The sequence below is a fragment of the Nitrospina gracilis 3/211 genome (assembly GCF_000341545.2).
Classification (GTDB): Bacteria; Nitrospinota; Nitrospinia; order Nitrospinales; family Nitrospinaceae; genus Nitrospina; species Nitrospina gracilis.
On sequence record NZ_HG422173.1, the window covers coordinates 1,421,647 to 1,443,148 of the forward strand.

Here is a 21,502-nt window from a genome sequence, read left to right on the forward strand (position 1 = left end):
CAGGTGTTTGTTGTGGGCGGAGTTTTTCTTCTTGAGATTGAAAGGAGCCAGATGCAGTTAAACAGCCTGTGTGCGCAGACAGGGAGGTTAATCCTGTACTATGCCTCATTCATATTGCGATTCCAATTTACTCGCCGTGCTGGTTTCCTGTTATGAGGATTTGAAAACGTTTTTAACTCGGAAGTATGGTTGCCGGTCGCTGGCCGAAGAGGTGGTGCAGGAGACCTGGCTGCGTGTTCGACAGCTTTCGCAGCCGATAGTGGTCGACCATCCACGCGCCTATCTGTTCAAGATGGCGGCCAACCTGGCCATCGACCACTTGCGTTCGGAAAAGGTGCGCAAACGGTATATCAGTGAGGATTCGCAGGCGGACGAATTTCCCAAAGACACTCCTTTGCCGGACCGGGTGCTCGACTACAAACAGCGCCTGGCGGTCCTGCGTCAAGCGGTTGATGAGTTGCCGCCGCGTTGCCGGGAAGTCTTCCTGCTCCACAAGTTCGAGGAGTACAGTCATGCGGAGATTGCCGAGCGGCTGGATATTTCCCGGAACATGGTGGAGAAGCACATCATCCGCGGTCTTGCGCATTGCCGGAATCGCCTGCGGCAGGCCATGCCTTAAATTGCGGGAAGGGATCGCCGGGTCGACCGGGATGAGTTCCCGTTTCGCTTGCCCGACCGCCGGAGGGGGCTGTTCCGCCGGATCGAATTAAAAATCTCCCCGCCCCACACATCGATCGTATCTCCGAAGTATCCCCTTTAATGCTTAGGAAGAAATCCCACGCTGGCTAGTTAAATCAAAAGTATGAAGTAATAAAATTTCTCTTTTCCGAAAAAAGTGCTGCCCCAGATGTCAGGGACGGACCTTCCTGGATCGTTCCAATTACAAGACACGTTAACTGTAAACGTTCTCCGAAAAAATAAATTCCGAGTGTCAGCCAAGCGGTTTCGCTTATGACATGCGATTTGTTTTTTCAGAATCTGCCTTAGGCCAATGTGCCCGCCGCTTCCGGATTCGCTTCCGGACCGTCGGGTTGTCCAAGTGCGGATTTGTTTGAGCTTCGAATGGAACCGGTGAGCACAAGCAGTGTGCATTTTTTTTTGATTAAGGAGGCCATGATAAATGGTTCATGATTCCGTTGTCAGTTGTGTGGGAAATACGCCTCTGGTTCGGCTGTCGCGGTTGTTTCCGCACCTCGGTTTGGATGTGATCGCAAAACTGGAACTGCTCAATCCCGGCGGGAGTGTCAAGGATCGGCCGGCCCGTTTCATCGTTGAAGAAGGACTGCGTGACGGGAGCATCCGGCCGGGAACTCATTTGATTGAGAGCACCTCTGGAAATCTGGGGATCGCTCTCGCCATGAACGCCAAGATAAACGGCCTAGCTTTCACCTGCGTGGTGGATCCGAATATATCCGAGACCAATCTGCGCATCATCAAATTACTGGGTGCCCGCATAGACATGGTGGAAGAAAAAGACGACCAGGGTGGTTACCTGAAAACCCGAATCAGGCGGGTCAATGAGTTGTTGGAGGAAATTCCGGGCAGCATTTGGGTCAACCAGTACGCCAACGAGAACAACATGCAGTCGCATTACCGGGGGGAAGGTGAGGAGGTCATCCGGCAGTTGGATGGACCCATCGACTGCCTGGTGGTCGGGGTCAGCACCAGCGGAACGATTCTTGGGCTCGCTCGGCGTTTGCGCGATCGATTTCCCAATCTGCGTGTGGTGGCGGTGGATGCATTCGGCTCGGTGATTTTCGGCACCGCTCCCCGCGCCCGCCAACTGCCGGGCATCGGCGCCAGCCGCACGCCGGAGTTGCTGCGTCCGGAGGAAATCGACGAAGTCATTCATGTTAGCGATTGGGAATCGGTTCAGGGCTGCCACACCCTGTTGGCGAAAGAAGGGATTTTCGCAGGCGGTTCCTCCGGATCGGTGGTCGCCGCCATTCAAAAAATGATACCGGTCTTTCCCCGTCCTTACCGTGTGCTGACGCTGTTTCCCGATCGCGGGGACCGTTACCTCGACATGGTCTATGACGAAGCCTGGGTATCGAGTCTGCGGCGCGAAGTCGTCGATGGCGCCTATTCTCTTCCCGCGAGGGAAGTCGTCGGCCTTAACCAGTCATTAAAGGTGAATGCATCATGACACAACAAGTCCAGAATCTTGTGGTGGAAGACACCACGCCGAAAGTTCTTTATCTGAGCCGTTCCGATTTGACGAGTTTGGGCGGTGGCCGGTCTGCTATTTACATGCAGGCGTTGACCGAGGGGCTGCGCCTGCATGCCCGGCAGGAATTTGTTCAACCGCTGAAACCCTATTTGCGCTGGCCGGGCGCAGGGCATATTGCTGACCGAATCATCGCCATGCCCGGTTACCTGGGAGGCGGGGCCCCGGTTGCAGGAATCAAGTGGGTGGGCAGCCGACATCAGAATCCCGGACTGCACCACCTGGAACGCGCCAGCGCCCTGACCATTCTCAACCACCCGGACACCAATTACCCGATGGCGGTGATGGAGGGCGGGCTCATCAGCGGCATGCGCACCGCGGCGGTGACGGCGGTTGCGGCGCGCCATCTGGCGCGGGAAGGGTTTGCCAGCATCGCCATCATTGGCTGTGGCCCAATCGGACGCATGCAATTGACGACGCTGCTGGAGCAGTTTCCTTCCATCACCGATGTGCATTTGTTCGACCTCAATGTGAGCGCGGTGCGCGCGCTCATTAAAGAGGTGAGCGTCGAACATGGCGACGTCCGATTTTTTATTGCGGATTCGGCCGAGGCCGCCGTGCGCGCCGGAGATGTGGTGGCGCCGTGCACCGTCACCGACAAGCCTTATATCCCGTTCGAGTGGCTGCGCACCGGTTCCTTCGTCAGCAATGTCTCGATCATGGACGTGCACAAGGAAGTTTTTTTGCAGGTTGATAAAGTGGTGGTGGACGATTGGGATCAGTGCAACCGGGAAAAGAAAGTGATAAACCAATTGGTGATGGAGGGGCGCTTCTCCCGTGAACAGTTGCACGCCGAGCTGGGCGAGATTGTCGAGGGAAGGCGTCCGGGGCGCGAAACGGAGGAAGAAATCATTCTGCTCAATCCCATGGGCATGGCCATCGATGACCTGGCGTGTGCTCACGCGCTCTACCAGCAGGCGCTTTCGACCGGCATCGGCACCTGGCTGAAACTGTACTGATGATGCGACTCCCTTCTCCAATTGATAAAGTCTCCACCTGCGCAGACCCGGCCAGCGCCGCCGTCATGCATGCGCTGGCCGATGCGATGATGCAGGAAAACCTGTTTGGTGTGATGGATCGTGCGGATGTACTGGACGCAATGCCCGAAGCGGAGGGGATTCCCGGCTTCGAACTGGGATCCGGGGAGTTCTACTTTCGCCTGCCGTTAAAAGCTCCGGACAGTTGGATTGTTTTCCGGGGCCGGCATCATGCCTTTCTGCAACCCTTTCGATTGAGCCGACTGCCGGTCCTGCACCTGTCACCCGGCGACGGCGAATGGATATGGCAGGAACAAAGTCCCGGCGAGTTGGTGCGCCACCTGGCTGCGTCGCTGGGTGGGCGCGGCGCAGAATCTGCGTTTCCAAACTTGCCCGCCCTGTTGGATGACCTGCATTTGTCCGTCGAACAAAACAGGTTGTCTTTGGCGCAGGCGGAAGACGTTGAAGCCGCTGTCACCGCACGGATTCATCCCGGCCTTGTGTCCTGGGAACGGTTCGCCGCATTGCAGGATCGCCCGTTTCATCCGACCGCACGTGCCAAAAGCGGTTGGTCGGCGGAGGCGTATCGCAGGTACGGTGCGGAGTGTGGACGGGATTTTGCGTTGGAATGGGTCGCGGTGGCGCGTGACTGCATCACAACCAGCCCCGCTGCCAGGGGAAGCGATCCGTCGGATTCGATCCTGAGCGAGGCAGAAAAGCGGGAGCTGAAGGAGGGCATGTGCCGTGCCGGTGTGTCGTCCAATGAGTATTGCGCTCTGCCGGTGCACCCCTGGCATGAGCACCGGGTGTTGCCGGATGTGTTGTCTGGCGAGTTCGAGCGCCGGGTCTGCGTGCCGCTGGCAACGCAACTCGGCCGGTTTGTTGCTACGTCTTCGGTGCGTAGTCTCGCTCCCCTGTCCGGTGGAGCGGCGCACCTCAAACTTCCGCTTGCCATCCGTTCACTGGGAGCGTTGCGCATCCTGCCGCCGCGTTATCTGCACAACGGTGTGGAAGGGCAGAAGCTGCTGGAGCAGGTAATGGCACGTTCGGCCCGAACGGATGAACAACTGCACCTGTGCCGGGAGGACAAGTGGTGGTCGCTGTCCACCCCGGAGGACGGGCCGTTGGCGGACCGTCCGGGCTACCTCTCCTGCATGATGCGCACTTATCCGGAACACGTTTTGAACGATCCCGATATCGACTTGATTCCTATGTCGGCCTTGCCGGTAGTGACGCCGGATGGACGCATGTCGGCCATGGAAAAAATATTGTCCCACGGGTCCGGCCCACAAAAGGACGGAGGCTGCGCTCTGGAGTTGTTCAGCATCATTTGCCGGAAGTTGATCGAATTTTCTTTTGTGTGTTTCGGTTATGGCGTCATGCCGGAAGTGCACGGCCAGAATGTCTTGTTGGTGATGCGCGCCGGAAGCCTCGATGGGCTGGTGTTGCGGGATCACGATACCGTGCGCATCCATCGGCCGTGGTTGCGGGATCACGGCCTCACCGAACCGGACTACAGGCTCAACCACACGACGCCGGGCACCATGATCCATGAACGTCCCGAAGACCTGCTCATGTACTTTCAAACCTTGGGTGTGCAGGTCAATCTTTATGCGATCGTTCATGCTTTGGCGCAAGCCTATCCGGTTTCCGACTGCGATGGCTGGCGGGTGATTCGAAACACCATTGAGTCCGCCCTCATCCGGCTGGATTTGCCGGATGCGGCGCGGCGTGTGCTGGAGCGGGAACTTCTGCGTAATGAAACCTGGCCGTCCAAACTGGTGTTGACTCCGTTTCTGAAGAGCAAGTTGCCGAGTGCGGGCATGCCCAGTGCGCGCGGTCGCATGCCCAACCCGTTACGCGCCTTGGATATTTTAACCGTCACCGGAAAGATGCATCCATGAATGGCGATGAAGCCGCCTGGCGGCGCGACTACCGGTTGCTGTGGAGCGGGCAATTCTTTGCGTCTCTGGGATTGATGGCGCTCGTGCCTCTGCTTCCTTTTTATCTGGAAACGTTGGGCGGCAGTGACGTTGCGAATGCGCACTGGACCGGTGCGGCCCTGGCGGCGCCGGCGTTCAGTGTATTGCTGGTGGCGCCCCTGTGGGGTTGGCTGGGGGATCGGTTCGGGCGCAAGACCACCGTGATCTGCGCCTTCCTGGGTTTTGCTCTCAGCATGATTTTGATGGGTTTTGCCCGCACCCCGCTGGAGTTCATCTTCAGCCGCCTGTTGCAGGGTGCATGTGGCCTGACGGTTTCGATCGCGGCCTTTGTCAGCGTTGCCGCGCCGGAACCGAAACGGGGGTGGGCGCTGGGCGGCCTGCAAAGCGCCACCGCCGCGGGATCGCTCGCCGGACCCCTGCTGGGTGGATTGATGGCGGACCTGTGGAGCCTGCGTCCTTTGTTGTGGTTCACCGGTGTGGCGTCCGCGATGGGCGGCTTGATTGCCTTGCGGGTGTTGACCCAGCAAGCGGTGGAAGCGACGGGCGCGGTTCATGCGTTCCCGCGCCAGGCGGTTTCCGCCCTGTTTTGCGATCCCGGTCTTCGCGCCTTCGTTCTTGCCGGTATCTGCATTCAGGCGGGCGCGTATGGCCTGGTGAGCGTTTTCACGCTTCAGGTAAAGGTCCTGGTTTCCAATCCTTCTTATGCGGCGACCTGGGTGGGGATTTTGAATGCCGCAACCTGGGGCGTCACGTTCCTGGCTGCGTCCTGGTGGGGAAGTCGTAACGACCGCACCGCCGTGGAACGCAACTTTTCCATCGCCGCCTGTGGCTGCGCGTTCAGCATCGGTTTGCAGGCGCTGGTGACCGACGTCGCATGGTTCCTGCCGTGGCGCATGGCGCAGGGCTTTTTCTTCGCCGCGCTGATTCAATCCGTGTACCTGCGCATCAGTCAGGCGGGCGTCACTCTGCATCAGGGAACCCAAATCGGCGTCGCCAACAGTTCGTTGACGCTAGGCCAGATCATCGGGCCGCTGGCGAGCGTCGTGTTGTCCACGTTCTTTACATTGTCCACGGTATTTCTCTTTATGGCAGGCGCGGTGTTTGTGGCCGCAGGTCTTGTATGGCGGCAGCGTCGTCCCTGGGAAATGGAGTATGTCTCATGAAAACACAAGTTGATAATACAGCCCGGCACTTGGCGGAGCGGGCAGCCACCGAGCGTCTCCTCAACTGTTACTTGCGTGAAACCGGTATCCTGGAACCTCCCTTCGAACCCGATGCTTCCAAACTCGATGATGCCTGCCGCGAACGCGTTCATCATTTGGAAAAGCGCGGACAGGTGATGGTCCTGCGGCTCGCGGCAATGGATGCGGTGCTGATGGGAGTGTGCCGTTACCGGTCCGTGGTGGGGCATCACGAATACGAAGCGGAATGGTGGTGCCGTCATGGTGGGGAGGCTCCCCGGCCGATCGCGGGAGTGATGGAACTGGGAAGGTTGTTGATGGCGGAACTGGCGGGCGAGAATCAGGAAGCGCTGGTCGACAGCTTGCTGGGTTACGTTCAGAACAGCCTCGAAAAGACGACGCGTTATATCGAGATGCGTTTGCGCAACGGTCCGACGGATTGGGATCCGAATGTTTCCGATCCGCTTTTGACCTCCGAACGGTCGTTGCTGTTCGGTCACCCGTTTCACCCGACGCCGAAAAGTTCGGAAGGATTTTCGACCCAGGATCTGGCCCGTTATTCGCCTGAACTGGGGGCCACGTTTCGGCTGCACTACTTTGCGGTGGACCCCGCGCTGATCCAGGAGGATTTCTTTCCCGATGCGGATCAGGTGGTCATCCCGGAGCCGGTGCGGGAAGAGGCCGCCCGGCGTCTGGAGGCGCGTTTTCAAGATTGGCCGCTGTTGCCCTGTCATCCCTGGCAATATGAATATTTATTCCGGGAACAGGCGGTGCGGGACTTGCTGGCGGACGGCCGCGTCCACGACCTGGGCATGCTGGGCAATGAAGTCTACCCGACTTCTTCCGTTCGCACCGTGCTGGATCCCCGCCACGATTATTTTTTCAAGCTTCCTTTCAATGTGCGCCTGACCAATTTCGTGCGGGTGAATCCATTGGAGCAAATGCAACGCAGTGTGGCGGCCAGCCGGGCTTTGTCGATCTGGGCACAGCACAAACCCTTCCATTGCTTTTCCGTCCTGACTGAATTCGGTTACCGGACTCTCTTCAATCCGGAATGGGATTCCGATACGTGTGAGCGAATGGCGGCCAGCTTCGCTGTGCTGTTCCGGGCGGCGCCGTCCGGCCTGCCGTCCCCCATGGTGCTGGCGGGACTGCTGGAGCCGGACATTCAAGGCGGTCAGCCCGCGATCATGCAGTGCATCGATCGCGCTGCGCGCGACCGAAGCCGCACAGTCGACACGAAATTCCTCGGCGAGTGGTTGGGGCGCTATGTGGAAATCAGTTTGCTGCCGCTTCTGCAATGCTTCGTGCAGGCGGGTATCAGCCTCGAGGCGCATGTGCAGAACAGTCTGGTGGCGGTTCGTGCGGGATGGCCGGACCGGTTTTTTGTTCGCGATCTTGAAGGGGCCAGCATCGCGCGCGGCATTGCGGCGCGTCATGGACTGTTCCACCATCTGGAAGCGGACAGTGCGGCCTTTTACGACGATAGCGAAGCCTGGCACCGTTTCAAGTATTACATTCTGGTAAATCATTTCGGCCATTTGATCTCCACGCTTGCGCGCCATGGGGAGGCGGACGAGCAGGGCCTATGGAACGTTGTGCGCGCCACCCTTCAGGACAACCTGAATTTATTTTCGGAGAAAGGGGAGGCGGACTATATCCATGATTTGCTAACCAGTAAAACGCTTCCGGGAAAAGCCAATTTCATCAGCCGGCTGCGCGAGCGCGGCGAGCGTCCTCTTTATGTACCCGTTCCCAATCCATTGCAAGAGAGTTGACCATGACCCAGCCGTTCGTTTTACCAGATGACTCCGTATTGCATGCCGCCCGTCCCTGTCATGAACTGGAGCAGGCATTGCGATCCGAGTCCTTCATTCAAGTACACCGCCGCGTATTGCGGCAACTGATCGAGACGCTGATTTATGAAGATGTGATTCAGCCGCGCCGGAAGGAAGTCGATGGATCCGTGCATTTTCAGTTGGACGGATGTGATGCGGAAGGCCACGCCCTGCACTATCGCTTCAGCGGTCGCCGCCGCGTCAGTTTCGATCGCATCCGGCTGGATGCCGCGCCCGTCATGCGTTATGCGCGGGATGCCGTCAGTGAGGTGGATTCGCTGGCCGGTTTTATGATGGAAATCGACTTCCCGGTGGATGTTGAGCCGGAACGGTTGATGCAGTTTACCCATGAGCTGGAACGGACCCTGTTCAATGACAGTTTGGCGCAACATGCGCGGCGGCACCGTCCCACCGCCCTGCGCGCGCTCGAGTTCGACGCTGTGGAATCCCTGCTTGCCGACGGTCATCCGTATCACCCTTGCTACAAGTCCCGCATCGGTTTCGATGCTCTGGATAACTTCGCCTTCGGTCACGAATTCGGATCGTTCTTGCAACCGCTGTGGCTGGCTGCGCGCCACGACAGGCTCCGGGTGAAAGGTTTCGAGGGCGCTGATTTTTCGGCGTTCATTGCCGAGGAGTTGGGCGAGACGGTGGTCGAACGATTCTACGAAAGGATTGAACAGCAGGGGGTGAGGCCGGACGATTATTATTTCCTGCCGGTTCATCCCTGGCAGTGGAGGGAGCAGGTTGTACACACGCTGTTTCAGGATATCCGGCGGAAAGACATTCTCGTGCTGGGCCAGGCCGAAGACCGCTACCGCGCCCAGCAATCCATTCGGACCCTGGCCAACGACAGCCGGCCGGACCGGTGTTATTTGAAACTTTCCATGGGCATTCTCAATACCTCGACGTCGCGCATCCTCGCTCCGCACACTGTGCAAAATGCGCCGGCCATCTCCGCCTGGCTCCAGTCTCTTCTGGAGCAGGATGACTTCCTGCGTGAAGAACTGCGCCCGGTGTTTCTGGCTGAAGTGCATGGAGCGGTCTACCTGCCCGCGGGTCCGGAGGTGGCGCGGCAAAAAGCCTATGGCATGCTCGCCTGTATTTGGCGGGAAAGCCTGCATCCTCATTTGAATGTGGAGGAGGCCGCCGTTCCTTTCAACGCACTGACGCACATCGATGACGACGGCAAGCCATTCATCGAACCCTGGGTCCAGGCGCATGGACTGCTTGCCTGGTTGCGCTGCCTGCTGGAAGCGAGTGTGTTGCCGGTGCTGCATATCTTGTATGCGCACGGCATCGCGCTGGAGTCCCACGCGCAGAACATGATGCTGATTCACAGGCAAGGAATGCCGGCACGCGTGGCACTCAAGGATTTTCACGACGGCATCCGTTTTGTGCGGGAGTGCCTCTCCGATCCTGAAAACCGGCCGGAGTTGCTGGCGACGCCGGAGGAGCACGCGCGCGTCAACCGCAACTCCTATATTGTGACCGATGATCCTGTCGAACTGCGCGACTTTGTGCACGATGCGTTCCTGTTTATAAACATGTCAGAACTGGCGCTGCTGTTGAGTGAACATTTCAATTTCGACGAAGACGCATTCTGGACGCTGCTTGCAGAAGTCCTCTGTGAATATCAGGATCGTTTCCCCACGTTGCAGTCGCGTTTCTCCCTGTTCGATTTTTTTGCGCCGGAGGTCCGGGTCGAGCAGTTGACCCTGCGCCGTTTGTTGCCGGACACCGAGGTGCGGATGCACCGCGTCGCCAATCCCCTTGCAGGAAAAAAGCGGGGAGACCGCGCGAGGAGCCGCCCGGCATGCTGAAACCCAATGGATTGAAGCGGGCCTTACAGGATAAGACACCCGTGGCCGGTTTGTTCTGTTCGACGCCCTCTCCGCTGGTGGTGGAGATGATCGGATGCGCCGGATTCGATTTCGTGATTCTCGACACCGAGCACGTGCTGTTGAATCCGGAGACGCTGGCGAACATGATCCGGGCAGCCGAAGGCGTGGGGCTGACCGCACTGGTGCGCGTTCCGGCGAACTCGCCCGATGCCATCCTGCATGTACTGGATGCCGGTGCGCAGGGCGTGGTGGTGCCGCGCGTCAACCGGGTGGAAGATATCGAGCGCGCGGCGCGGGCCAGCCGCTACCATCCGCATGGGAACCGCGGCCTCAACGGTGGCCGTATGGCCGGATTCGGCAAGATGGATTTGCTGGAATACATCCAAGCCGCCAACGAGGAGGTCATGGTCGTCGCCATGATTGAAGAGAAAGAAGGGTTGCGCAACCTGCCGGCAATCCTTTCCGTGCCGGGGATCGACATGGTGCTGGAAGGCGCGGCGGACCTTTCCCAGTCGCTGGGCATTCCGTGGCAGACGCGCTCTCCGGAAGTACGCCAGGCGCTGATGGAGATGTATGAAGCGGCGCGACAACAGGACATTCCGTTTTGTGCCATCCCGCGGGCGCAGGCCGATCTTTCCGCGTGGCGGGACGAGGGCGTTCATGTTTTTGTCCTCGGGGACGAACGGAGCATCGCCGCGCGCGCCCTGCGTGCGGAACAGGAATCTTTCATGCAGGCATTGAACCTGACTAGCAAGGAGTCGCATACTTGAATCACATTGCCGATTTCATCCGAACCATCCAATCACAAGACACGAGGCCCTGTTGCGCCTACCTGTATGATCTGGATCATCTGCGCCGTCATGCAAGGCAGGCCATGCAAACCCTGCCGCCGTCCTGCCAACTGTATTATGCGATCAAAGCCAATTCGGAAGCGCGCATTCTGAAAACATTGTCGCCGATTGTGCACGGCTTTGAAGTGGCGTCCGGCGGGGAGATAGAAAAGGTCCGCGCCGTGGACGGAGATGCACCGATCATGTTCGGCGGTCCGGGCAAGAGCGATGAAGAGATCGTCTCCGCCATTCGCCACCGGGTCAAATTACTAAATGTGGAAAGCCTGCATGAGTTGCAGCGCGTGAAATACTATGCCGCGCAAATCAATGCGAGCGTGCCCATCTTGTTGCGCGTCAATCTGAGTGGGCCCCTGCCTGCCGCCAAGTTGCACATGGCCGGTGCGCCCACGCAATTCGGCATTGCCGAGGAGGATGTTCCGAAGGCGATCGCTCTGGCGCGGCAATGCGATCATGTGGATCTGCACGGGTTCCATTTTCATTCCATCTCCAACAACCTCGACGCGCTCCAGCATGTGCAACTCATCCGTCACTACATCACGGCTTCGCAGGCCTGGGCGGAAACATTTGGAGTTGACCTGCGCCATCTCAATGTGGGCGGCGGGATCGGGATCAATTATGCCCATCTCAATGAGCAATTCGATTGGCAGACATTCACTTTTCAACTGGGTTCGTTGATTAAGGAATTACGCCCGGACTTCACCCTGTTGTTCGAGTGCGGCCGTTACCTGAGCGCCGCATGTGGCTATTATGCCGCAGAGGTTTTGGATTTGAAATTGACTCATGGAAAGTGGTTTGCCGTTCTGCGTGGAGGAAGCCATCACTTCAGGTTGCCCAGCTCCTGGCAACACAGCCATCCTTTTCGGATTGTTCCTGTTGATGACTGGCGGTTTCCTTTCCCGCGCCCTGAAGTGCATGGCAAGGATGTGACCCTAGCCGGTGAGCTTTGCTCGCCGAAGGATCTGTTGGCGCGCGATGTTCCGGTCGAACGATTGCGCGTGGGGGACATTGTGTTGTTTCTCCATGCGGGCGCGTATGGCTGGCATATTTCCCACCATGACTTTCTCAGTCATCCCCATCCGCAAATGCATTACTTCCAAAAGGAGGGGGAGACGCAATCGAGAAATAGAGAACCCAAAGCAGATCATCTAAGTATCCAGCAACGTGCATGAGTATTAAGGTATCTCTGTGGTCTAAACTAAAGGAAACAAGAAACCCCACGAATTTTTTCCCGGCATCGGGGTCAAACTTGGCTCCCGGAAGGAAACCAAGAGAAAAGATGGGGAACGACGGAAAAAGTGGACTTCGATTTGCTAGCCACAGTGCTAGCCTGGAGGGGGAATTGAGAGAGGCTGGTTTATAACTTATTGAAACTTGGTGAGCCGTGAAGGAATCGAACCTTCAACCTACTGATTAAGAGTGTTAATTTCAGTTCTTTAGGAAGTTTTTGATTTAAGGCTGGTTTCCCCTATCTGCTTATTTGAAAAGATATTATAGTCTTCCACTCAAACCATCAATTCCATATATTCTGTCCAAGGGGGTAACTTCTATCATACTTTTATCATAGTCGGGCTTACTGATTATTCTGGAGTTGGTAATTTTTAATCCAAGAAATACTATTTAGGCCATATCTTGTATTTTGAGGGAGAAAGGTTGATATTATCATCATGTAAAATATTAAAAATAGATTTATGCTTTTCATCTTTTGAAAGCCTGTTTCTAAGTTGAAATTGAAGGGTCCACGCGTATATATCAGCTAACTGCAGAAAACGACTTAGATGAGAATGGGTAAAGTGTACCGGCTCTACTAAGTTCTTAATACCTTGCCCGAAAGCGTATTCTGTCCCCCAAGTTCTATATTCAGATAAGCTTTTCGAAAATCGCTGTGAAGTTTGATCGCTTTCTCGATCACCGATAAGCATCCCCAAAGACCTTTTTGCATTTAAAAAAGCATCTACCCTTTCACAAAGAAACATAAAAGCAACTTCTTCAGGTGGTAAGGGACCGTAAAATTTCTCAATATTTATCTGAATATCTATTAGATAAACATCATCCCTGGAAAGAATTGCAATAAGTCTCCTCAAAACATCATATCGTTTGCCAATATCAGCCCAAGACTTAAAATTTTTTCTACGATTATAAATCTCTGAAGCATGAAACTCTGTAGAAGATTCCAATATGTGATTACCAAAAACTTCCTTTGCCAATTTGGACATTTCATCTTCTACACTTTTGAGACTATTTTCATCAATACAAACTGCTCCAATATGATAATGAGGATGGCCCCTGTCATTTTTTACTTCATCAAAAAATACTAATTTCATTAGATTATTATCTAGAATGTAAGAGTTTTATGAGGTTTAGAAATGCCAACAATTTAATTTTCCTAAGATTTCACTCGCTACAAAAAAGAGAGATGATGAGATAAAATTTCGAACTAATCTATTGCTTTACATAATAGTTCTCTTGATTCAAACGAATACAATAAATATAAATTTCATAATTTCCATTAATCTTATTAATTCCAGAGCAATAATGTGGATTATATGCCTCCGGTTGGGTGTAATAGACTATCGAATCATACAGACTTGCATAAAGACACATCGCGAGCGAGATAGGTTTAGGTCCATATGGTGCAAATATCGCATTTTTTTGCCCAAAGTTTGTAGACATGCAAATATGACGAAAAGCATCTGAAGCATCTACAAATCCAACCCTCAAAATATCTTCATTTAGCAAACCTTTGAATTCCCTCTGTATTCTTTCTACAAAGCCCCACGTTCTCTGATAATTCGGGGGACCTGGGGGAAAGGGGAAAAGCAATTTAAGTGAAGCTTTTTGGTAAGAGGCTTTTAACAGCTCTGCCAACCCAAAGGGCAAAAAACCAACACCAACAATAGCCAATTCTACGGGTGGGTCAGGGTGGACTTGAGGGCCGAATAGGGGCAAATGATGCCAACCCCCTGGGTTCTTAGCCAGTTCTCCCTTAAAGTAGGACTTGGGAGCAGTATATGCAATTAGTATATTGTCAACTTTACTAGCATCTGACTGTAGTAATTTTTTTACAATTGGGAAAAAATATCTTTTAGGAAAGGAGGAAATATCAAGTAAGATATTTCCATTGCAATTGCCAATAAACTGATCTATTTCAGCGAAAATGGGAGTTATTGGATCTTCAAAAAGGCTATAACTGTTAATTTTGCTGGGCTTCCCTGAAATTATTCCCTTAAATTCGTTTCTTCTATTTTTTAGAATCGCCTCTGATTCGCTTACATATTCTGGTAATGGCAAGTCAATGATTTCTAGAAAAAATGCCGAATTCAAACAATTCCTTTTTTGCAGCTCAATTAAACTACCCAAGCAACGTTGCTCTGTTGACAAGCAACCCAGCAAATCCCACTCAACGTTTGGAATTTTATTCCAAATCCAAGGCATCAAACCCCAAGGCCTAAATTTATTACCAAGCATTAGGTAACCTTTATTTATTTGGAAAAAAGGTTTAATTGCATTTTTTCTTTTTGAGTTAAAGCTTCATATGAGTCCAGCCAAGCAGGAAAATTTTGCGGAGAAAAATACCTAGGTTCTTTGGTGTGCTTACAAGGTATTCTGTAATACGGAGATAATATGGGATTTAAATACCATTTCCTTCGCTTTTCCCCTCTTATTTTTGATGTATGGCTTAATCCATATAAATCACCATAACTTTCAGCTGTATTTAAAAAATCCTTGAGGGCAGTATTTTTATCGAGATCGTCTAAACTAAAGGAAAACCCATTGCCACCCGGATAAGACATCGCTGTATCCTCAATAAGCGAGTTATAGAGCCGCCTACCAAGCCTTCTTATAAATTTAGCTCTTTCATCACCGCCAGGGTTCTCACTAATTTTCTCATTCCATAGCCTACTAACCTCCAAAATCCCTAATGATTGAATGCCTTTATCAATTGATGGGATTTCTTTATTATCAAGATTATTATCTTTAGAATCTTTTAACCAGTATTCCCAAATCTTTTGACAAATGCTCAAAAATATCAAAATATTTCCACCGCTTAAACACAATATATCATCAACTCCATACCATCGTAACTGTTGTTGATTTTTTTGAAGCAATTTGCAATAGACCTTGATCAACTCTCTCTTTCTTCCAATAAACCTTATCCCAAGGAAACGGCTTTTCTTGCGGGATTGGTTTAGAAATTTGTTCTTTTCCCACTCGTTGCCGAGCCCATGCTGCCCCAAGCCAACTAGAAAACAGGTCTTCCTTGGATAGTGATATCAAAAAGTCACACCATGGCTTGGGCCACTCGGGTTCTAATTTCAATAATGATTCTGGAGCTTTTTTTTTGCGTCCAATATAATGACTAATTTTATCCCTAGACTCATACTTCCCAAAAACTTTATCCATTAAATTGGAAGTATCCCCTTCAATTTTTAAATTAGCTAATTTAAGGCGTCGCTCAAATATGTCTTCGGCAAATTTAGGAAAAATCCAACTCTTTTTATCCTCCTTCCTCTGCAAAGATATATCAATGTCAATAATTTTAAAGTTTCGTTCCTCCTCTAGGTTTGAAGTTGTACCAAAAATAGTTGGGATTGCAGGCCATTCACCTCGGCGAACTCCAATTCGATAAGAAACACTAGGGTCTCTATTCCCTAGGGCCTTGTGAATTATTTGCTGAAATTGTGGCGTTACAGTTTTATATAACTTTTCAAGAGCATTCAACTCACCGTACTGATCAATTTTTATAAAAACCTTCATGTCCTCTGAAATCAACCCACATTCGATCAATTTCTCGACAGTTTTGGATATTGGATCTCCAATCCTAGTTTTAGAATTGATAAATTCCTCAGAAAACGAATCAATATTAAAATTAAAAACTTACGATACGTTGTAATCCGTTCTGACAACTTACTTTGAAATTCTTCTAAAGAATTTGTTTCTCCAATGTAACCAAACCAGCAATCGTCTCTTCCTAACACCTGGACAAACTTTTTCAAGGCATCCAAACTTAGTTTTATTCCAATTTTCTCACCTAGATCTCCTTGAGAATAGGTTGCAAGCTTATAAAATGAAGAAATTAAATCAGATACAATCCAATAGTTTAAAAAATCACCAAAATATAATGGAATTAAGTTTTCCGAGTCTCGGCCTTTTTCACTTATTTCACGTTGACCAAAATCGGTAGCCCCAGAGGTAGTTAAATTAATCCCCGCGCCGATGAAACTTTGGAACTCTGCAGGGACAGGAAAGTTGTCATTTGCCCTAAAATAGGCTAATCGAATCTCAGGCTTCAATAAATTGAGAAGCATACTTTTACCACTTCCCTGCAAACCTGTTAAAACCACATTTCCTGGTTGAAAAAGAGCCATTGCATGTTCTACAAAACTTTTGCTAAATATCTTTACAAAAGAATCCTCTCCAAGCAATTCGGTAATATATAGTTCATGGAATGGGTTGATTTTCTGCGCCATTATTAATTCCTATATCCTTGAATGCCGAGGGAACAATGATTCCCAGCTATCTGAAGTCCAGTGAATAATTGGCAACGAGTTATCCGGCGAATTTGTAAATAGTATCAATAGGCTCCCTGTTTTTTGATACCCCAAATAGTGATAAGGTTTGGGGCCAGGCAGACACCCTCCCGTCATTCTCTTGTAATATTTCATGATCAGTTTTTTAACTTCTAAAAAATAAAGGGAATTTTGACTATTATCAGTGGATATTAAATTATCTTTATTTATTTCCAAGGTTGGCGCTATAGATAAATTGCTATGAGCCGCTATAGAAAAATTCATATTTTCCAGCCCTTTAGGGCAAATTATCAAGGGAACAAATAATATCTGAGTATTTGGCAGCAAACTAGCAAGATCATTAATATCTTTAAAAGATTGTTCTCCAGAACCAACAAAATCCTCTAAAAGAATCAATCTAGAAATGCCTTGGAATTCCTTTTTGATTTTATTTGAATCTCCAAAACGCATTAATGAACGAAGATCTGGCCTAAAATCCTGACCCCCAGGGATATTATTTAGATGGAAAAAAGAATTAATTCTTAAACTATCGGTCACGGGGAAAAAGTAAGTATTTCTGACAGCATGCTTGAGTTGTTTTTCAGGATTTCGAGAAGAAAAGTTTAACCCGATTTGGTCAATCAGCCATCTTGCAATAGGACCATTGTAGGATGAACGATAAAGAGTCTCCATTTCATCTCGTCCAATAAAAAATATATTTGGAATTAACTTAAAAGCAAATTTTTGATCCTCATCTTCGACAAAATTGTTAAGCCAATTTTCCAAACGTAAATTAAATTCTGGGCTTGGTCCTCTAGTTGGCTCATATGAAAAATACAAATACTGGTCAAGAAAATTTATTGTATCGTATACAGCAAGACAATCTAAATCCTGTCCAGAGTTAACCCAATGCTGAATTTTTTGTGACAACGGACTTGTCATTGGATAATTTGCCTTTTTATGATTTTGGCCAAACCCTCAGACATTGGCGGGGGAACAGCGTTCCCAATCATTTTGTACTGGTCTCTTTCCCCACCTTCAAAAATAAAAGTGTCTGGGAATCCTTGAATTCTTGCGGCCTCTCGAATTGTAAAACCCCTATGCTCCTCAGGGTGTAGATAATACTTTGATTCCCCAAACCTAGTGTCAACCGTATTAGATGGCTCATCCCAAGACATTCGTCTGAACTTCCCATTAAAGGTATTTGTAAGATCATAATGTTTATCTAAACGCCTGATATATCCCTTAAATTCTAATGATCTAATGATTTGTTTTCCAAACTGCCTATGCAAGAGACTAACCGGAATAGGATCGGCATCTCCATAATCCCTTACTCTTCTTTGTCGCCGAATAAGAAGCATTGCCTCTAGAACCGTTTTTTCTTTAATTGTTGTAAAACCATAAACCTCAGGAATGTCCCATGTATGCACTGCCCTAGGTCCGGATCGAACATTACTTAGCTTTTGACCAGCCTTTATTTTCTTACAAATTAAATATTGCTCACTATCTTTAGGTATGATTTTCGGGTTGTGATTTATGGTGCCGTTTATATTACTAATGACATCTTTCAGGACCTTCCTTTTGGAAGGGCGTATTATTAAATTAAAATTTTTCCGACTTTTCCAAGCTAACAGGAATATCCTTACCCTAGTTTGAGCTATTCCCATCTCAATCCCTTTGCAATGAATTTCGGTGGTTTGATAGCCACCTTCCCTAAGCATGTCTTGCAATGTATCCCAATATTTTTTATGGGCTCCAGACAATACCCCAGGAACGTTTTCGACAATAAAAACTTTGGGTTTAACTTTTAGGGCAATTCTGCCTGACAACAGTAGCAACTCATTTCTTGGATCATCTATATGCCTTTTCCCCAAGGTTGAAAAACCTTGGCAAGGGGAGCCGGACAATAAAACATCAATTTTTTTTGCCTAAACAGGCTGCCGGTCGATAGGGTTAGATCACATTGGAAAACTGGAGACTCCAAGTTCTTTTGATGGGTTTTGAGAGCAACAGGATCAATATCATACGCACCCACGCACCTAAACCCCTCTTTCTGAAAACCAAGGTCAAACCCACCACACCCTGAGAATAAACTTAAAAAGTTTAGAGCTTTATTAGCCATTCTTTTTTAGACTTTTCCTGAATGATTTATAATCTTCAACTTGAAAATCTTTTATTTTTGAAATGTGAAAGGCTCTCTGGGAGGGCATTTCCCTAGATGCAACATAGTAATCTACTCCCATTTCCATCCATTTTTTTCTAGCGGATATCATTTCATCAAACTTATCTATAACCAGTAATTGCATTTCATTTGGAACTCCATTGAAATTAAAAGGAAAACATAACCCCTTGGAATACTCGATAAACACAAGTCCATTCTTTATAAATTTTTCCCAATAAAAATGAGGTTTTATTCTAATGGAAAAGTTTTCATCCCTCTTATATCGATCCAACCAAATCGAAGAAACTGACTGCACTTGACAATCATCAATCAGAATTCCATCTTTTCCACATAAAGCATCCAAAATTGGTTTTGTAGTATTATCGATATCTGGAGTATGGTCCGACTCATAACGGCTTTGCTCATCAACAAACCAGTCAATTTCAATTTTCACGTCACCCGTAAAAGTAAAATCATATTTTCGGATTAATTCTTTTATTATTTCTCTGACCTTTTTCCTTTTACCCTGAGATGTTATGGATGGCGGCTTGCAGGGAACCTCAATAAAGATTTCTTTTGGCCCTTCAAATTCTATATCTGATAAATTCTCAAAATCATCCATTATAACCACCATGATAAATGAGAAAATTAGCAATACCAAATTATTCCGCAAGCTTCCAAAGCTTTATAATTAAAGAGTTTATAACCAATTTCGACTTATATTCCTAGCGAAAAAATTGCCAACAAGAACATACTTATAGGATCAGTCTAATAAGATCCAAAAAAAGAAAACTTTAGGGGATCGGTTTATTTAAAGTATCCATAATGTAATGAAATGATCCCCAAGAATCTTTGACTTAATTTACCTGTATAAAACCGTGGATAACCAAAATCTCAAGAATGATCTCCTCCCTTTTTTCACTCAAATTTTAAAGATTTTTGATTTATTTGAGCTTTCTAAAACTGAGTCATTCTCCTTTAATCCTGAATTATTTAAGTCCTTTGAAAAGCTGGGTTTCCCAAATTGGAGCCAGTACTACCCATCCCATGAAAATTCAAAGTGTCTTCCTTTTTCCTCAATCAGCGAAAGGGAGATTGATGAGGACTTTTTTCTTGGTTTCGATGATGAAGAAAAATTTTTAAAGGAAAGTCGGCTGATTAATGAAATCAGAAAACTAAGCACTAAGGAACAAATAGAAGGCAAAGAAGTGTTTTTAAACCAAAAACAAGCTTCAATGATATTAGCCTGCTATGCTTGGATGAATTTCTCCATGATTGCCAGTCTTTTTGGAAAAAATCCTTTTGTGCTTTTTGAAGAAGCTAAAAACGGAAATAGAGACTCTATTTTAAATCTAATTCAATTGGATAAGTCCTTCATTGAAGCCGAATGGTCCATGAGGGAAATTAAAAAAGCCCAGTTGGCTGGGGATCAGAAATATTTCGAGAAAATTTCAAAAGCATTTAAAACAGACCCCTTTAAGCCGAAGAAAAGAAACTTAAAGCTAACTTTTGTTTTGGTTTTTGGGTGGGAAATGGGCCTGGATAAACTTTCCAATGACGAAATATTGGATTTCGTCAAAGACCTTGGAGTCTATGGAGGGGATGACTCCGATTCTCTCTATAAAGAAATTCAGAGATTGGGATTAAGGAAAAGGATCAACAAGAATAAAAGATGAACTGAATAATACGGACTCAAAAGGACATAAATTTCCATTTTCTTGTCCTAACAACTATCGATAGGTTCGTTCATGATTAAGCCATTGGCAATTATTGCCAATGGCTTTTTTTATGGCCTCAACATCCACCCTGGATCGCCAGCGAGTATTTACCGGCAAAGTCGTACAAGAGGAATTATGAGCATTGGAAAACTGGATTTAACTACGCAATTAAAACCGGATATCTCTAAATTGAGAAAGTTAGGAACAATAATAAAAGATATTCCTAGTCGTAAAATCTATAAAAACTTCTGCAAGCTGGAATTCGCTGAAATCATGTGGCACCCGCATAAGTTTGATTTCATCACGAATTTAGGAATCCCTTATACAAAGATATCCATCCATTCAAAATACTTTGAGCGATTCTATTTGCTAAGGGAATATTTACTTAAAATATTCCATTCTAATGATGCTATCGAATTAGACCAATCCAATATCTCCCGAATAGAAATCCATTCAGATATTGAAGAATTGTCATTGGATACCGTACTAGCTCGACTCTGGGTTATGGGGTATCGGCGGGAAAGTGTGAGTTTTTATAAAGGGAATACTATTTATATTGGCTCTAATCCTAAAATCCGAATATTCGAAAAATCCCAGCAAATTAAAAGGAAGTCATTAAAGGGAAAACAACTCTCCGCTTTCGAATCAAAAATACTCGAATCCAAAAAATCCATTACCCGCTTTTCCATTGAGACAGACAATTTCAAAGGAACCTTACAGAACCTAGCTTGCAATCCAAAGCAATTGGTTTCCTATTTTGATCGATTCAAATTCTACGATTTTGAAAATGACGAATCTATTAATCGATTAGGTGGGTTTCAAATACTTATGTCCAAAATTCGGCGGGAACATCGAAAGTCTTTGGAGAAATATAAACAAAAGGATTTGGAATTACTTCTTAAAAAGAATTTTGTTTCTAACTTTGACGATTGGTTTAAAGAGGAAAAGCAAAAGCCTTTTGATTTGAGTAAGGAAATCAAAAAAGGGATCAGGCAGTTAAAGGAGGCAATTGAAATCTAATGTCCCCTAAACACTTTCTATCCATTAAAGAATTGTCCGAATACATCGGAATCAAACCCAAAACTCTTTATTCCTGGGTTGCTAAAAGGGTCATTCCTCATTACCGCATTATGGGTTTGGTTCGATTCCATAAGGGGGAAATCGATATTTGGTTGAAATCTTGCCATGAAAACAGTGAAGACCTTACAAACAAAAGGGTTAATGAGATTGAGGATGAATATTCCCTTTGATATAA

Annotated in this window: 21 protein-coding genes; 12 read left to right on the forward strand and 9 right to left on the reverse strand. The window is 48.5% G+C overall.

Going from position 1 to position 21,502, the window contains the following annotated elements; translation table 11 throughout:
• The first annotated feature begins 100 nt into the window (after positions 1 to 100).
• The 9 genes from TX82_RS06735 (at position 101) to TX82_RS06775 (ending at position 12,030) form a co-directional block, all read left to right on the forward strand.
• Complete coding sequence (locus TX82_RS06735; protein WP_005008472.1) at positions 101 to 619, forward strand: RNA polymerase sigma factor; 519 nt, start codon at positions 101 to 103, stop codon at positions 617 to 619.
• A gap of 501 nt (positions 620 to 1,120) precedes the next feature.
• Positions 1,121 to 2,146 (forward strand): 2,3-diaminopropionate biosynthesis protein SbnA, encoded by a 1,026-nt coding sequence (sbnA, locus tag TX82_RS06740; protein ID WP_005008475.1) that lies wholly within the window; start codon positions 1,121 to 1,123, stop codon positions 2,144 to 2,146.
• On the forward strand, positions 2,143 to 3,186 hold the full coding sequence (sbnB, locus tag TX82_RS06745; RefSeq protein ID WP_005008478.1) for a 2,3-diaminopropionate biosynthesis protein SbnB: 1,044 nt from the start codon (positions 2,143 to 2,145) through the stop codon (positions 3,184 to 3,186). The genes sbnA and sbnB overlap by 4 nt, the downstream gene beginning before the upstream one ends.
• Positions 3,186 to 5,108, forward strand: coding sequence for an IucA/IucC family protein (locus tag TX82_RS06750; RefSeq protein ID WP_005008480.1), 1,923 nt, complete (start codon positions 3,186 to 3,188; stop codon positions 5,106 to 5,108). Before sbnB ends, TX82_RS06750 begins: the two co-directional genes overlap by 1 nt.
• Positions 5,105 to 6,310 carry an MFS transporter gene (locus tag TX82_RS06755; protein ID WP_005008482.1) on the forward strand — a complete coding sequence of 402 codons (1,206 nt, stop codon included), beginning with the start codon at positions 5,105 to 5,107 and terminating at the stop codon, positions 6,308 to 6,310. The genes TX82_RS06750 and TX82_RS06755 overlap by 4 nt, the downstream gene beginning before the upstream one ends.
• Entirely contained in the window at positions 6,307 to 8,106 is a 1,800-nt protein-coding gene (locus TX82_RS06760; protein WP_005008485.1) for an IucA/IucC family protein, read from the forward strand. The genes TX82_RS06755 and TX82_RS06760 overlap by 4 nt, the downstream gene beginning before the upstream one ends.
• Positions 8,107 to 8,108: 2 nt before the next feature.
• Complete coding sequence (locus TX82_RS06765; RefSeq protein ID WP_084603983.1) at positions 8,109 to 9,989, forward strand: IucA/IucC family protein; 1,881 nt, start codon at positions 8,109 to 8,111, stop codon at positions 9,987 to 9,989.
• Entirely contained in the window at positions 9,983 to 10,780 is a 798-nt protein-coding gene (locus TX82_RS06770) for an HpcH/HpaI aldolase family protein (RefSeq protein WP_005008496.1), read from the forward strand. Before TX82_RS06765 ends, TX82_RS06770 begins: the two co-directional genes overlap by 7 nt.
• A complete protein-coding gene (locus TX82_RS06775) occupies positions 10,777 to 12,030 on the forward strand; it encodes a type III PLP-dependent enzyme (protein ID WP_005008499.1) in 1,254 nt (417 codons plus the stop codon). The genes TX82_RS06770 and TX82_RS06775 overlap by 4 nt, the downstream gene beginning before the upstream one ends.
• A gap of 444 nt (positions 12,031 to 12,474) precedes the next feature.
• On the opposite strand, the gene TX82_RS06780 is transcribed toward TX82_RS06775, so the two are convergent.
• From TX82_RS06780 to TX82_RS06810, 9 genes are all read right to left on the reverse strand, one after another.
• Positions 12,475 to 13,182, reverse strand: a complete 708-nt coding sequence (locus tag TX82_RS06780) for a DUF3800 domain-containing protein (RefSeq protein ID WP_005008506.1) — start codon at positions 13,180 to 13,182, stop codon at positions 12,475 to 12,477.
• A 118-nt stretch (positions 13,183 to 13,300) separates the two neighbouring features.
• Positions 13,301 to 14,326, reverse strand: a complete 1,026-nt coding sequence (locus tag TX82_RS06785; protein WP_005008509.1) for a hypothetical protein — start codon at positions 14,324 to 14,326, stop codon at positions 13,301 to 13,303.
• Between the two features lie 14 nt (positions 14,327 to 14,340).
• A complete protein-coding gene (locus TX82_RS15975; RefSeq protein WP_442939871.1) occupies positions 14,341 to 15,015 on the reverse strand; it encodes an ORC-CDC6 family AAA ATPase in 675 nt (224 codons plus the stop codon).
• Positions 14,924 to 15,616, reverse strand: a complete 693-nt coding sequence (locus TX82_RS06790) for an ORC-CDC6 family AAA ATPase (protein WP_005008516.1) — start codon at positions 15,614 to 15,616, stop codon at positions 14,924 to 14,926. Before TX82_RS06790 ends, TX82_RS15975 begins: the two co-directional genes overlap by 92 nt.
• Before the next feature lie 26 nt (positions 15,617 to 15,642).
• On the reverse strand, positions 15,643 to 16,329 hold the full coding sequence (locus TX82_RS06795) for an ORC-CDC6 family AAA ATPase (RefSeq protein WP_005008518.1): 687 nt from the start codon (positions 16,327 to 16,329) through the stop codon (positions 15,643 to 15,645).
• Between the two features lie 9 nt (positions 16,330 to 16,338).
• Complete coding sequence (locus TX82_RS15980) at positions 16,339 to 17,310, reverse strand: phosphoribosyltransferase-like protein (protein ID WP_005008522.1); 972 nt, start codon at positions 17,308 to 17,310, stop codon at positions 16,339 to 16,341.
• Positions 17,307 to 18,287 (reverse strand): DNA cytosine methyltransferase, encoded by a 981-nt coding sequence (locus TX82_RS06800; RefSeq protein WP_084603984.1) that lies wholly within the window; start codon positions 18,285 to 18,287, stop codon positions 17,307 to 17,309. The genes TX82_RS15980 and TX82_RS06800 overlap by 4 nt, the downstream gene beginning before the upstream one ends.
• Complete coding sequence (locus TX82_RS17170; RefSeq protein ID WP_042250746.1) at positions 18,224 to 18,490, reverse strand: DNA cytosine methyltransferase; 267 nt, start codon at positions 18,488 to 18,490, stop codon at positions 18,224 to 18,226. The genes TX82_RS06800 and TX82_RS17170 overlap by 64 nt, the downstream gene beginning before the upstream one ends.
• Complete coding sequence (locus TX82_RS06810) at positions 18,483 to 19,151, reverse strand: RusA family crossover junction endodeoxyribonuclease (RefSeq protein WP_005008526.1); 669 nt, start codon at positions 19,149 to 19,151, stop codon at positions 18,483 to 18,485. Before TX82_RS06810 ends, TX82_RS17170 begins: the two co-directional genes overlap by 8 nt.
• Positions 19,152 to 19,407: 256 nt before the next feature.
• Between TX82_RS06810 and TX82_RS06815 the strand changes: the two genes are divergently transcribed.
• From TX82_RS06815 to TX82_RS17175, 3 genes are all read left to right on the forward strand, one after another.
• Positions 19,408 to 20,205, forward strand: a complete 798-nt coding sequence (locus tag TX82_RS06815; RefSeq protein WP_042250751.1) for a hypothetical protein — start codon at positions 19,408 to 19,410, stop codon at positions 20,203 to 20,205.
• A gap of 72 nt (positions 20,206 to 20,277) precedes the next feature.
• Positions 20,278 to 21,267, forward strand: a complete 990-nt coding sequence (locus TX82_RS06820; RefSeq protein WP_005008532.1) for a hypothetical protein — start codon at positions 20,278 to 20,280, stop codon at positions 21,265 to 21,267.
• Complete coding sequence (locus TX82_RS17175; protein ID WP_005008537.1) at positions 21,267 to 21,497, forward strand: helix-turn-helix domain-containing protein; 231 nt, start codon at positions 21,267 to 21,269, stop codon at positions 21,495 to 21,497. Before TX82_RS06820 ends, TX82_RS17175 begins: the two co-directional genes overlap by 1 nt.
• The last annotated feature ends 5 nt before the right edge of the window (positions 21,498 to 21,502 follow it).

Coding starts and splice junctions, on each gene's coding strand:
- TX82_RS06735 (WP_005008472.1), top strand. CDS start 101: ATGCCTCATTCATATTGCGATTCCAATTTACTCGCCGTGCTGGTTTCC.
- sbnA (WP_005008475.1), top strand. CDS start 1,121: ATGGTTCATGATTCCGTTGTCAGTTGTGTGGGAAATACGCCTCTGGTT.
- sbnB (WP_005008478.1), top strand. CDS start 2,143: ATGACACAACAAGTCCAGAATCTTGTGGTGGAAGACACCACGCCGAAA.
- TX82_RS06750 (WP_005008480.1), top strand. CDS start 3,186: ATGATGCGACTCCCTTCTCCAATTGATAAAGTCTCCACCTGCGCAGAC.
- TX82_RS06755 (WP_005008482.1), top strand. CDS start 5,105: ATGAATGGCGATGAAGCCGCCTGGCGGCGCGACTACCGGTTGCTGTGG.
- TX82_RS06760 (WP_005008485.1), top strand. CDS start 6,307: ATGAAAACACAAGTTGATAATACAGCCCGGCACTTGGCGGAGCGGGCA.
- TX82_RS06765 (WP_084603983.1), top strand. CDS start 8,109: ATGACCCAGCCGTTCGTTTTACCAGATGACTCCGTATTGCATGCCGCC.
- TX82_RS06770 (WP_005008496.1), top strand. CDS start 9,983: ATGCTGAAACCCAATGGATTGAAGCGGGCCTTACAGGATAAGACACCC.
- TX82_RS06780 (WP_005008506.1), bottom strand. CDS start 13,182: ATGAAATTAGTATTTTTTGATGAAGTAAAAAATGACAGGGGCCATCCT.
- TX82_RS06785 (WP_005008509.1), bottom strand. CDS start 14,326: ATGCTTGGTAATAAATTTAGGCCTTGGGGTTTGATGCCTTGGATTTGG.
- TX82_RS06790 (WP_005008516.1), bottom strand. CDS start 15,616: ATGAAGGTTTTTATAAAAATTGATCAGTACGGTGAGTTGAATGCTCTT.
- TX82_RS06795 (WP_005008518.1), bottom strand. CDS start 16,329: ATGGCGCAGAAAATCAACCCATTCCATGAACTATATATTACCGAATTG.
- TX82_RS15980 (WP_005008522.1), bottom strand. CDS start 17,310: ATGACAAGTCCGTTGTCACAAAAAATTCAGCATTGGGTTAACTCTGGA.
- TX82_RS17170 (WP_042250746.1), bottom strand. CDS start 18,490: ATGGCTAATAAAGCTCTAAACTTTTTAAGTTTATTCTCAGGGTGTGGT.
- TX82_RS06810 (WP_005008526.1), bottom strand. CDS start 19,151: ATGGATGATTTTGAGAATTTATCAGATATAGAATTTGAAGGGCCAAAA.
- TX82_RS06820 (WP_005008532.1), top strand. CDS start 20,278: ATGATTAAGCCATTGGCAATTATTGCCAATGGCTTTTTTTATGGCCTC.
- TX82_RS17175 (WP_005008537.1), top strand. CDS start 21,267: ATGTCCCCTAAACACTTTCTATCCATTAAAGAATTGTCCGAATACATC.